The organism is Streptomyces achromogenes subsp. achromogenes (assembly GCF_000720835.1).
GTDB lineage: Bacteria > Actinomycetota > Actinomycetes > Streptomycetales > Streptomycetaceae > Streptomyces > Streptomyces achromogenes.
Genome location: NZ_JODT01000004.1, coordinates 233,531 through 245,372, shown reverse-complemented (window position 1 = coordinate 245,372; position 11,842 = coordinate 233,531). Strand labels below are relative to the sequence as shown.

At 74.3% G+C, this 11,842-nt stretch carries 12 protein-coding genes; 8 read left to right on the top strand and 4 right to left on the bottom strand.

All coding sequences use genetic code 11. The features are described 5' to 3' along the window. Positions 1-324 precede the first annotated feature (324 nt). Complete coding sequence (locus IH25_RS0106070; RefSeq protein ID WP_030604187.1) at positions 325-1,008, top strand: glycerophosphodiester phosphodiesterase; 684 nt, start codon at positions 325-327, stop codon at positions 1,006-1,008. A gap of 37 nt (positions 1,009-1,045) precedes the next feature. Here the strand turns inward: IH25_RS0106070 and IH25_RS0106065 are convergent, their stop codons facing one another. Next, positions 1,046-1,585, bottom strand: coding sequence for a GNAT family N-acetyltransferase (locus IH25_RS0106065; protein ID WP_030604185.1), 540 nt, complete (start codon positions 1,583-1,585; stop codon positions 1,046-1,048). Positions 1,586-1,642: 57 nt separating this feature from the next. On the opposite strand from IH25_RS0106065, the gene IH25_RS0106060 reads away from it, so the two are divergent. After that, entirely contained in the window at positions 1,643-2,035 is a 393-nt protein-coding gene (locus IH25_RS0106060) for a VOC family protein (protein WP_030604182.1), read from the top strand. A gap of 207 nt (positions 2,036-2,242) precedes the next feature. Continuing rightward, positions 2,243-3,295, top strand: coding sequence for an aldo/keto reductase (locus IH25_RS0106055; protein WP_030604179.1), 1,053 nt, complete (start codon positions 2,243-2,245; stop codon positions 3,293-3,295). A gap of 13 nt (positions 3,296-3,308) precedes the next feature. Here IH25_RS0106055 and IH25_RS0106050 read toward each other — a convergent pair whose 3' ends face one another. Beyond that, complete coding sequence (locus IH25_RS0106050; RefSeq protein WP_030604176.1) at positions 3,309-3,890, bottom strand: MarR family winged helix-turn-helix transcriptional regulator; 582 nt, start codon at positions 3,888-3,890, stop codon at positions 3,309-3,311. Then, on the bottom strand, positions 3,887-5,587 hold the full coding sequence (locus IH25_RS0106045) for an FUSC family protein (RefSeq protein WP_030604173.1): 1,701 nt from the start codon (positions 5,585-5,587) through the stop codon (positions 3,887-3,889). The genes IH25_RS0106050 and IH25_RS0106045 overlap by 4 nt, the downstream gene beginning before the upstream one ends. Positions 5,588-5,774: 187 nt before the next feature. Between IH25_RS0106045 and IH25_RS0106040 the strand changes: the two genes are divergently transcribed. The 5 genes from IH25_RS0106040 (at position 5,775) to IH25_RS0106020 (ending at position 11,468) form a co-directional block, all read left to right on the top strand. Beyond that, positions 5,775-6,326, top strand: a complete 552-nt coding sequence (locus IH25_RS0106040; protein WP_030604171.1) for a DUF5134 domain-containing protein — start codon at positions 5,775-5,777, stop codon at positions 6,324-6,326. Between the two features lie 228 nt (positions 6,327-6,554). After that, a complete protein-coding gene (locus IH25_RS0106035; protein ID WP_078844149.1) occupies positions 6,555-7,295 on the top strand; it encodes a phosphatase PAP2 family protein in 741 nt (246 codons plus the stop codon). A gap of 307 nt (positions 7,296-7,602) precedes the next feature. Then, positions 7,603-8,274, top strand: coding sequence for a TetR/AcrR family transcriptional regulator (locus tag IH25_RS0106030; protein ID WP_030604166.1), 672 nt, complete (start codon positions 7,603-7,605; stop codon positions 8,272-8,274). 255 nt (positions 8,275-8,529) lie between these two features. Further along, entirely contained in the window at positions 8,530-9,864 is a 1,335-nt protein-coding gene (locus IH25_RS0106025) for an FAD-dependent oxidoreductase (RefSeq protein WP_030604164.1), read from the top strand. 194 nt (positions 9,865-10,058) lie between these two features. Continuing rightward, positions 10,059-11,468: a nucleobase:cation symporter-2 family protein gene (locus IH25_RS0106020; protein WP_037654427.1), complete on the top strand. Its 1,410-nt coding sequence runs from the start codon at positions 10,059-10,061 to the stop codon at positions 11,466-11,468. On the opposite strand, the gene IH25_RS0106015 is transcribed toward IH25_RS0106020, so the two are convergent. Next, on the bottom strand, positions 11,367-11,780 hold the full coding sequence (locus IH25_RS0106015; RefSeq protein ID WP_209445276.1) for an ArsR/SmtB family transcription factor: 414 nt from the start codon (positions 11,778-11,780) through the stop codon (positions 11,367-11,369). The two genes, IH25_RS0106020 and IH25_RS0106015, sit on opposite strands and share 102 nt — an antisense overlap. Positions 11,781-11,842 lie beyond the last annotated feature (62 nt).

Genomic DNA, 11,842 nt, shown 5'->3' with positions numbered 1-11,842 from the left:
TTATTCTGTCCGACCCCTTGGTCACCGATGTTTTTCCTGCCGTAAACCGTGACGGCGCTCACTTCCACAGACCGCGCGCGCTCCCCGGCGCGACGGCGCACCCGGTGGTCAAGGGTGCGCGAGGCGCGCCCACCGGAGGGTGACGGCCAAGACGGATACCGGCCAACCGGCGCCTGCCCCGGCTCCCGAATGCCCGGCGCCGCCGCGGGTCCATCGCACGGCCCGGCCATTAGGCTGCGGCCTTGCCGCGTGGACGACGACGTCCGGCACGGGTCCGTCGGTCCGCGCGTCGCCGAGCCGCCGTCGACGGAAGCGAGTTGAACCTTGAACTTCCTTACCATCGGTCATCGCGGGGTCATGGGCGTCGAGCCCGAGAACACCCTCCGTTCCTTCGTCGCCGCGCAGCGGGCCGGCTTGGACCTGATCGAACTCGATCTGCACCTGAGCAAGGACGGCGCCCTGGTCGTCATGCACGACGCGGAGGTGGACCGCACCACCGACGGCTCCGGGCCGATCGCCGAGAAGACCCTCGCGGAACTGCGCGCCCTGGACGCGGGGCGCGGGGAGCGGGTGCCGGTGTTCGAGGAGGTGCTGGAGGCGGTGCGCGCGCCGTTGCAGGCCGAGATCAAGGATGTGGCGGCGGCCCGGGCGCTGGCGGAGGTGATGCGCGCGCGGGACCTGACCGCACGGGTGGAGGTGTCCTCGTTCCACGACGAGGCGATCACCGAGATCGCGCGGCTGGTGCCGGGGGTGCGTACGGCGCTGGTCGCGAGCCGCTACGGCACCGAGGTGGTGGACCGCGCCGTCGCCGCGGGCGCCGCGACCGTGTGTCTGAACATCCGCCGGCTCACCCTGGAGATCGTCGAGCACGCGCGCGCGTCCGGGCTGCGGATCCTCGGCTGGGTGGTCAACACCCAGGAGCACCTGCGCCTGGTGCGCGCCCTGGAGCTGGACGGGGCGACGACCGACTACCCGGAGATCAAGCGCACGGGCCGGTTCACGGCGTAGCCGCCGGGGGCCGGCCCGTGAACCGGCTGTCGCGTCCTCACCCGAGCTTCTTGACCAGCAGCTCGAACTCCAGGTCGGCGCGGAGCGGGATGCCGAAGCGCTCGTCGCCGTACGGGAACGGGGACGTCCGTCCCGTACGGCGGTAGCCGCGGCGCTCGTACCAGGCGATCAGGTCCGCGCGCACGGAGATCACCGTCATGTGCATCTCGCCGACGCCCCAGGTCTGCCGGCACCGGCGCTCGGCCTCCGCCAGGACGGCCTTGCCCACGCCCCCGCCCTGCAGGGCGGGGCTCACCGCGAACATGCCGAAGTAGGCGTGGTCGCCGCGGTGTTCCAGCTGGCAGCAGGCGACGAGCCGGCCGTCCAGCTCCGCGGTGAGCAGCCGGCTGTCCGGCGACTTGATCACCTCCAGCACACCCTCGGGGTCGGTCCGCTGCCCGTCGAGGATGTCCGCCTCGGTGGTCCACCCGGCCCGGCTGCTGTCCCCCCGGTACGCCGACTCCACGAGCGCGACGAGGGCGTCCACGTCGGCGTCGGTGGCGTCGCGGAAGGTGAGTCCGGTGGCGGGGGTGTCCATGACGGTTGTCTCCGATCTCGGGCGTGGCCGGGGCACCGAAGAGGGTAACCCTGCTGCATGGTGCATGTACTCAGCAGCCGGACCCTGCTCCGGCCCTCCGATCCCGAACGCTCCCGCGCCTTCTACGGCGAGCAGCTGGGCCTGTCCGTCTACCGCGAGTTCGGGACCGGCCCCGAGCGCGGCACGGTCTACTTCCTCGGCGGCGGTTTCCTGGAGCTGTCCGGCCGGTCCGACGACCCGCCCTCGCCCGCTCTGCGGCTGTGGTTGCAGGTCGAGGACGCGAAGGCCGCGTGCGAGGAGCTGCGGGCACGGGGCGTGGAGATCGTACGGCCCCCGGTGAAGGAGCCCTGGGGCCTGGTCGAGATGTGGATCAGCGATCCGGACGGCACGCCGATCGTCCTGGTGGAGATCCCGGCGGACCACCCCCTGCGGTACCGGCCCGGGATCTGAGGCCCGCCCCGCGCACGTGCCCGGCGGGCGGCGGCGGCCTTCGCCGGGCATGTTTCGCGGGGCTTGACCGGGCGGGTTCGCGGGGCTCCGCCGAGCATGGTCGCGGGCCCGCGGCCGTGCGTCCGGCGGGCCGGGCGGGTGTTTGCCTTCGAGAGCGCTCCAGCTCCTAGCGTCGCCCGCATCACCTGCGACGAGAGAGAGTCACCCATGCGGTACACACTGTTCGGCCGGACCGGGCTGCGCGTCAGCGAGCTGGCGCTGGGCACCATGACCTTCGGGGAGGACTGGGGCTGGGGCGCCGACAAGGACACCAGCGGCCGGATCCTCGACGTCTACGCCGACGCGGGCGGCAACTTCGTGGACACCGCGAACAACTACACCTCCGGCAGCGCCGAGCGGATCCTCGGCGAGCTGCTCGCCGGGCGCCGCGACCGGTTCGTGCTGGCGAGCAAGTACACCTGCGCCACCCGCGACGGCGACCCCAACGCGGCGGGCAACCACCGCGCGAGCCTCGTCCGGTCGGTCGAGGACAGCCTGCGCCGGCTGCGCACCGACCGGCTCGACGTGCTGTGGGTGCACGCCCGGGACAACTTCACCCCGGTGGAGGAGGTGATGCGCGCCCTGGACGACGTCGTCCGCGCGGGCAAGGTGCTCTACGTGGGCGTGTCGGACTGGCCCGCCTGGGAGATCGCGCAGGCCAACACCCTTGCCGAGCTGCGTGGCTGGACGTGTTTCGCGGGCTCGCAGCTGCGCTACAGCCTGCTGGAGCGCACCCCCGAGCGGGAACTGCTGCCGCAGGCCCGGGCGTTCGACCTCGCCGTGTTCGCCTGGGCGCCGCTGGCGGCGGGCCGGCTCACCGGGAAGTACCGGCGCGGCGGGACCGGGCGGCTGGCCACGCTGGACGTGCGGCCCGAGGCGTGGGAGGAGGACGTCGTCGACGCGGTCGTGGAGATCGCCGAGGCGGGCGGCTGGAGCCCGGCGCAGGTGGCCCTGGCCTGGCTGCTGGGCCGGCCCGGGAACGTCGTGCCGATCGTGTCGGCCACCCGGCCCGAGCAGCTCGCGGACAATCTGGCGGGCACCGGGGTCCGGCTCGACGCGGACGCGCGCGCCCGCCTGGACGAGGTGAGCGCGGTCCCGCTGGGCTTCCCGCACGACTTCCTGCGGGAAGCGCCCATCACCCGCAATGTGTACGGCGACCGCTGGCCGGACATCGTCGACCGCCGCTCCACGTACCGCCGTTCCGTGCACGACGTGCTGTGACCGTGACGGCCGGTCAGGCCCGCAGCGCGCCCATCCGGCCCTCCAGACGGCCGAGCAGCTCGGCGAGCAGCCCGGCCAGTTCGCCCTGGTCCCCGGGGGGAAGGACGGACAGTACGGCCGTCTCGTAGGCGAGTTGGTCGGGCAGGATGCCGTCGACCAGGCCGCGGCCCGCGTCGGTGAGCCGTACGTGGGCCACGCGCCGGTCGCGGGTGTCGCCGCGCCGTTCGACCAGCCCGCGCTCGGTCAGCTGCTTGAGCCGCTTGGTCACGGCGGCCCCGGAGGAGAAGGTCTCCCGGGCCAGCTCGCCCGGGGTCAGTTCGTGGCCGGTGCGGCGCAGCGCGCCGAGCAGGTCGAACTCGGCGCGGCTCAGACCGGCCCGGCGCAGCGGGGCGTCCTCGGCCTGCTGGAGCAGGGCGGCGCAGCGGTTGATCCGGCCGATGATCTCCATGGGTCCGGTGTCCAGCTCGGGGTGGACGGACTGCCACTGGCGGACGACGGCCGAGACGGTGTCGCCGCGCGCGGGGTCGGGGCCGGCCCCGGGCCGGGCTCCGGTCGCGTCGCTTCCGGGCGTCGGGCCGCCGTTCGTCGCCGTCATGGCCGTATGTCCTCCGTCGTCCTGTCCGGGGCCGGGTCGCCGCCCGGCGCCCGGCCCGGGTCCTCGTCCCGGTCCCGCGGTACGAGCCCCTGGCGCCGTACCGTCGCCGCGAGCGTACGGTGTCCGGCCTGCTCGGTGAGCACGACCCGGTCCTCGGGCAGGGCGCGCTGCCACCACTCGCCGGCGGCGGCATCGGCCGTGGCGCGCAGGTCGACCAGGGCGGCGGCCAGGGTGCGGCGGGCGGACTCCAGGGCGCGGGGCTCCGGGTGCGGCTCGGCGAGCAGGCGGGCGGCGTGCTCGCGGGCGCGCTCGGCGGCGGTCAGCGCGTGGTCCAGGCGGGCGCCGGCGCGCCGGTTGGTGACGGCGACGGCGGCGGCGAAGCCGACCAGCGCGCCGATGAGGGTGTCCACGATCCGGTCGGTGATCAGGTCGGCCGCGTCCTGGCTGCGGGCGAACTCGGTGATGAGCAGCGCCATCGGCGTGACGCAGACGCTGCCCAGCCAGTAGTTGCGGCCGATCAGCGCCTCGGCGCCGAAGTTGAGGGCGAGCGAGACCAGCACCAGGGCGGCGGGGTGCAGATGGGTGAGCGGGGCGAGGGCGGCGAAGACGAGGACGCCGACGAGGTTGCCGACGACCCGCTGGACGGCCCGGCTCCAGGTGAGGGTGACGTTGGCCTGGTAGAGGGACGCGGCGGTGACCAGCGCCCAGTAGGGGCGGCCGACGCCGAGGGCGAGGGCGGCGTATCCGGCGAGGGCACAGCCGAGCGCGGTGCGTACGGCCAGCGGGGCGAGGGGGGCGAGCCGGTGCCGCAGGGAGCGGGGCGGCAGGGGCTGTTCGGCGGCGACGCCGAGGAGTTCGTCGGCGGCAGCACCGGTCGGCGCGACGCGCGGGACACGGCCGGTGCCGCGCAGGGCGCGGGCCCAGGCGCGCAGCCGCTCGGGGTCGGTGTCGGCGGGCGCGGCGAGCGCGACCTCGGCGCGGACCAGGAGGTGTTCGAGGGCGCGCCGGGTGCCGTCGGGGCGGGCGCCGGCGGCGAGCAGCGACTGCCAGGCGCCGTGGATCGCGGCGGCACAGGCGGCGCGGGCCCGGGCGTGACCGTCGCCGGTACCGCGGGTGGCGGCGTACGCGGCGGCGGCGTTGAGGGCCTGGGCGGTGGCCCGGCGCTCGGGGCCGTGCGGGCGCAGCAGCCCGGGTGCCATGCAGACCAGCCAGGCCCAGGCGCCGGCGGCCAGGGCCAGCCCGATGTGTCCCGGCAGCCCGCCGAGGGTCTGCGGGGCGAAGAGCGAGGCGGAGCTGATGAAGGTGAGGACCACGTTGCCCGGCGGTCCGACCCGGGTGGCGTCGCAGACCGTCTTCTGGACCGCCGCGAGGACGGCGCCGACGGTGACGAGGACCACGGCGTTCGTGGTCAGCGCGGAGGCGAGCAGGGCCACCGCGAGGCCGCCGACCATGCCGAGCACCACCCAGGCCAGGGTGCGGGCGCGGGCGGCGTAGGGCCGGTTGTGGCCGTAGAGCGCGCACAGCGAACCGGCCATCGTGTACATGGCGAGATCGAGCCGGCCGAGCGCCAGCAGCGTCAGGTTGGGCGGGGCGACCGAACCGACCGCGCTCAGCGCGGGCTTGAACCATATGTCGGAGGGACGGCCGAGGCGGAGCGCTCCGGCGAGGGGAAGACGGTGGGGGGTCGCACTGCTCATACCATCAAGTTAACACGTGTTTTACTCGTAAAATAGTGAGGACGGCCAGGCGTGACGGCCCGTGCTCCCCCGCATGCTCCCCGCGTACCCCCTTGCGCTCGCGTGCGCTCCGCCGCCCCGGGGCATGGCGTCCCTGGGGAGCGGGGTCCGGAGTCCTTCCGGAGCGACCGTCGAGCGGGAGGTGCGCATGCACGGACCGGTGTCGACAGCCTGGCTGCTGGTGGCGCTGTGCGCGGCGACCGGGGCCTACTGCCTGCTGCGGATGCGCAGCGGCGTGGCCGAGCAGCGCAGGGCCGCGGGTGGCGAGGCGCTGATGGGCTTCGGCATGGCCGCGATGGCCGTGCCGGCGGCGGTGTTCACGCCGCCGGGCTGGGCGTGGCCGGTGTACGCGGCCGTGTTCGGCGCGGCGACGCTGCGCGCGCTGTGGGCCGTGCGCGGCGGCCTCGCTCATCTGCACCATCTGGTGGGCAGCGCCGCGATGGTCTACATGGCGGTGGCGATGGCCGGGGCCCCGCCCGCCGCCCACCACGGGCACGGTGGCACCGGCATCCCCCTGCTGACCGGCGCCCTGCTCCTCTACTTCACCGGCTACGTGCTGCTCTCCGGCGCCCGGCTGGTGCCCGCCGCCGCTCCCCTGGCCGGGGCCGCGCCGGACCGCTGGGGCGACCGCCCGGAACTGGCCCGGGCGTGCCGGCTGTCGATGGGGATCGGCATGGTGGCGATGCTGCTGGCGATGTGAGGACGGCCGGGGGGCCGACGTGCCGAAGCGTCCCGGCCCGGGGGGCCGACGTGCCGAAGCCTCCCGGCCCGGCACCCCCGCGCCTGACGGCGACCGCCGCGCTGGTACCGGAGGGCCTGGGCTCGTACGCCCCGCCCCGCCATGCCCCGGCCCCGCCATGCCCCGCCCCGCCCGCTTCCGGTCATGCCGGACTTGGCCGCGGCTGCCCGTATCCACAAAGATCGCGGCATGCGCGATCGTCCCACCGCTCCCACGCCACCGCCCTCCCCCGGCTTCCCGCCACCGCCGTCCTCCGGTCCCCCGCCCGCGCACCGCACGGCCGCCCGGGCCGCCGTGGTGCTCGGGGTCGGTGCGGTGCTGCTGCTCGTCCTCGTCGCGGTCCGCTGGCACCCGCTGCTCGCGCTGGACGACGGCATCGCCCGCGCCACCCACCGCTGGGCGGTCCGCGACCGGGCGGTGACGCGGGCGTTCCGGGTGCTGACGGACTGGGTGTGGGACCCGCTGACCATGCGCCTGGTGTGCGCGGCGGCGGCCGGGTGGCTGGTCTGGCGCCGCGCCGCGTGGTGGACCGCGCTGTGGCTGGCGGGCACGGTCGCGCTGGCGACGATCGTGCAGCAGTCGGTGAAGGCCGTCGTCGGCCGCCCCCGCCCGGTCTGGCCGGACCCCGTCGACTCCGCCCACTACGCGGCCTTCCCGTCCGGTCACGCGCTGACCGCGACCGTGGTCTGCGGCCTGCTGCTGTGGCTGCTGCGCCGCAGCGGCGCGGGCCGCGCCCTGTGGCGCACGGCGGTGGCGGCGGCGGTCGTCTCGGTGGCCGGAGTGGGCGTCACCCGGGTCTGGCTGGGCGTCCACTGGGCCTCGGACGTGCTCGGCGGATGGCTGTTGGGCGCGCTGCTGGTGGCGTTGGCGGTGCTGGTGTACGAGCGGCCGCGGAACCGGCCGGAGGATCCGGAGGGCCGGCACGGGTGAAGTCGCGGGCACGGCAGTCGTGTTGTGCGTGTTGTGCGGTTCCGCCGGGAGGCCGTTCCGCGTCGAGTCCGCCGGGTCCCGGCCGCGCGCGGTCCGGGCTGGCACCGGCCACGGCGGTCCTCAACTGGACCACGTACCCCGTGCTTTGAAGTGCCCGCCGGACACCTGGCGCGCTGTGCCGTCCGTCTGAGACGATCCCCCGCGTCGCCCCAGACGGACGGCTGCTCCGGGCGCTCCGATACACACGGGTGCGCCCCGATGCGTTGAGTATAGTTGGCTGGCAGCCAGTCAACGCAGGAGTTACAGGATGTCCCCGCGCAGCGCTTCGGTCAATGAAGAATTGCGGCGGCGTTCCAGGGAACGGCTGTTGCAGGCCGCCGTCGAACTGGTGGGCGAGCGTGGGTTCGAGGCCACGACGCTGGGCGATATCGCCGACCGGGCCGGTTCGGCACGTGGACTGGTGTCGTACTACTTCCCCGGCAAGCGCCAGTTGGTGCAGTCGGCCGTGCACCGGCTGATGCACCGCACGCTGGAGGAGGCGCTGGAGCGGGAGCCGCGCACCGAGGACGGCCGGGAGCGGCTGGCCCGGGCCATCGACGCGATCCTGGGTCTGGCCCGGGACCGGCCGGTGCTGATGCGCCAGCACATGGCGGGCCTGCTCCACGCCGAGGGCTTCGTGCAGTGCCCGGAGCAGCGCCGGCTGGCGGAGCTGCTCGGCGAGACCGTGGCCCGCTACGGTTCGCAGACGGTCTCCGTCGACTACCCGATGCTGCGGGCCCTGTTGATGGGCGCGGTGTACGCGGCGCTGGTGCCGGGGGTGCCGATGCCCGTACCGGTGCTGCGGGCCGAGCTGTTCGAGCGGTACGGGCTGGACTGGGAGATGGGCGTACCGCCCGAGAGCGCGCCGGACGCGAAGGCGGAGGACGAGGACCTGTCCCGGTTCTTCGCCACGGAGGAGCAACGGCCGGAGCGGCGGTAGCGGGCCTGATCGGGGGTCGGCGGGCTCGGAGAGGATCAACGGCCTCGGAAGGACCGACGGCCGCTGAGCGGGACGGCGGTCGACGCGCAGGGCGGCGCCCGCTGCCGGGCGCGCGGACGCTCGGCGTAGTCGTACGGTCACGTCCCTGACAAGCGCGTACGCGTTCGGATCACTCCACCGGCCCTGCCCGCCCGGGTCTCGCGGTGCCATGCTGGAAGCGTCCGCACGCCCCTCCTTCGGGCAAGGAGTACCGCTGTGCTGCGTGTCGCCGTCGTCGGATCCGGGCCGAGCGGGTGTTACACCGCCCAGGGCCTGGTTCAGCGTGATCCGGGGGTCCTGGTGGACGTCCTGGACCGGCTGCCGTGTCCCTACGGCCTGGTCCGCTACGGCGTCGCGCCCGACCACGAGAAGATCAAGTCCCTCCAGGGCAGCCTGCGCACGGTGCTGGAACACGAGCGGGTGCGGTTCCTCGGCGGGGTGCGGGTGGGCTGCCCGGACGGCCTGCCGGTGGAGCGGCTGAGGCGGCTGTACCACGCGGTGGTGTACTGCGTGGGCGCCGCCGGCGACCGGCGGCTGGGGATCCCCGGCGAAGACCTGCCGGGCAGCTTCCCGGCGACCGAGTTCGTCTCCTGGTACAGCGCGCACCCGGACGCGGCCGACGCCGGTTTCCTGCGCGGGGTGCGGTCGGCCGTGGTCATCGGGGTGGGGAATGTCGCGGTGGACGCCACCCGGATGCTGGTCCGGGGCGCCGCGGAGCTGCGCGGTACGGACATCCCGCAGGCCGCGCTGGACGCGCTGGCGGCGAGCGGGCTCACCGAGGTGTACATGGTGGGCCGGCGCGGCCCGGCGCAGGCCCGTTTCACCACCAAGGAGCTGCGCGAGCTGGGCGCCCTGCCCGGCACCGACGTGACCGTGGAGAAGGACGACCTGGCGCTCGATCCGGCCGACCCGGGCACGCTGCCGGCCGGGCAGCGCCGCAATGTGGAGGTGCTGCGGGACTGGGCGGCGCGGTCCGCCGTGGCCGCCGCCCGGCGGATCCGGCTGCGGTTCTTCCTGCGCCCGGTGGAGCTGCTCGAAGCCGGTGGCCGGGTGGGCGCCGTCCGCTTCGAGCGCACGGCGCCGGACGACCGCGGCGGCGTGACCGGGACCGGCCGGTACGAGGACCTGCCCGCGCAGTTGGTGCTGCGCTCGGTGGGCTATCGCGGAGTCCCCCTGGAAGGGCTGCCGTTCGACGCCGTGAGCGGCACGGTCCCGCATCGCGAGGGACGTGTCCTGCGCGACGGCGTGCCCGTGCCGGGCGAGTACGTCGCCGGGTGGATCAAGCGCGGTCCGACCGGGGTCATCGGCACCAACCGGCCCTGCGCCAAGGAGACGGTGACCTCGCTGCTGGCGGACGCCCCCGCCCTCGCCCGCGCGGACGTGCCGGCGGATCCGGTCGCCGCGCTCCGGGCGGCCGGTGTCGAACCCGTGCCCTGGCGGGGCTGGTTGGCGATCGAGCGGGCCGAGGCCGAGCTGGGGGCGCGGCTGGGCCGGGGCGTGGTCAAGCTGTCCGACTGGGACGCGCTGCTGGCGGCGGCACGGGTGCCGTAGGCGGCGGAGAGGAGCGGAGCGGGAACGCCCGGGGGCGGGACACACAGCGGCAACAGACCTGAAATCAACAAACTGTTCAAGGCCCTTACGGTCTCCTCCTGTCCGGGTTTCCGGATGTCCCGATGTCCCGATGTCCCGTTGCCGGATGTCCGGATGTCCGGATCCCGCCGCCGTCCGCCGCAGATGGAGACCTCATGGCCACGACCGCAGCCGCGCATCCCGTCGACGAGATTCCCCCCGTCCGGCAACTGGCCGCCTTCGGGCTCCAGCATGTGCTCGCGATGTACGCGGGCGCCGTCGCGGTGCCGTTGATCGTGGGCGGCGCGATGCGGCTGTCACCCGCCGACCTGGCGTATCTGGTCACCGCGGACCTGCTGGTGTGCGGGATCGCCACGCTGATCCAGTGTGTCGGCTTCCGGTGGTTCGGTGTGCGGCTGCCGGTCATGCAGGGGTGCACGTTCGCGGCCGTGTCGCCGATGGTGCTCATCGGCACGACGGACGGCGGGCTGCCCGCGATCTACGGCTCCGTGATCGTCGCCGGGCTGGCGATCATGCTGCTGGCGCCGGTCTTCGGCAGACTGCTGCGCTTCTTCCCGCCGCTGGTGACCGGCACGGTGATCCTGATCATCGGGGTGTCGCTGCTGCCGGTCGCGGGCAATTGGGCGGCGGGCGGGGTCGGCTCGAAGGACTTCGGCGCACCGCGGAATCTGGCGCTGGCGGGCTTCGTCCTGGCCGTGGTGCTCGGCGTGCAGCGGTTCGCGCCGGTCTTCCTCTCCCGGATCGCGGTGCTCGTCGGCATCGCGGCCGGGCTCGCGGTCGCCGTGCCGCTGGGGTTCACCGACTTCGGCGGGGTCGCCGACGCCGGCTGGGTGGGCATCAGCACGCCGTTCCACTTCGGGGCGCCCGAGTTCCGGGCCTCCGCCATCGCGTCCATGCTGGTGGTGGCCCTGGTGTCGATGACCGAGACGACGGGGGACCTGATCGCCGTCGGCGAGCTGACCGGGCGGAGGGCCGAGCCGCGCACGCTGGCCGACGGGCTGCGCGCGGACGGGCTGTCGACCGTGCTGGGCGGGGTGTTCAACACCTTCCCGTACACGGCGTACGCGCAGAACGTGGGCCTGGTCGGCATGACCCGGGTGCGCAGCCGCTGGGTGGTCGCGGCGGCCGGCGGCATCCTGGTGCTGCTCGGTCTGCTGCCCAAGCTGGGCGCGGTGGTCGCGGCGATCCCGGCGCCGGTGCTCGGCGGGGCCGGGCTGGTGATGTTCGGGACGGTCGCGGCGAGCGGGCTGCGGACGCTGAGCCGGGTCGACTTCCGGGGCAACGGCAACCTGACCGTGGTGGCCGTCTCGGTGGCGATCGGCATGCTGCCGGTGGGCGTGCCCACGTTGTACGCGAAGTTCCCGGACTGGTTCCAGACGGTGATGAACAGCGGCATCAGCGCGGGCTGCCTGTCCGCGATCGTGCTGAACCTGCTCTTCAACCACCTTCCGGGCAGGGCGAGTTCAGCCGTCGGCCGGGACACGGCCGGTGTCGCCGAGCCGGGCGGCCTGCCGGTCGGCCGCGGCGAGGACGCTGTCGAGCAGCCCCGGGAAAAGGCTCTCTAGATCGTCCCGGCGCAGGCCGTTCATCTTGGCCGTGCCCCGATAGACCTGCCGGACGACACCGCTCTCCCGCAGCACCCGGAAGTGGTGCGTGGTGGTGGACTTGGTCACCGGCAGGTCGAACTGCGAACAGGTCAACTCCGCTTCCTTGGCGGCCAGTTCCCGCACGATCTGCAACCGCATCGGGTCGGACAGCGCGTGCAGCACGGACTCCAGCCGGATGTGCTCACGGTCCGGGTGCGGCAGCGCGCGGCCGGTCGCGGCTGTCTCGGTCACGGCGTCCGCCCTTCGTCGCGGGACTTCTTCGATGACCATCGTACGAGATCCCGCATAGTTCGACACGTGCCGTAGTTTCACGTCCATCGTAGTACGATGAC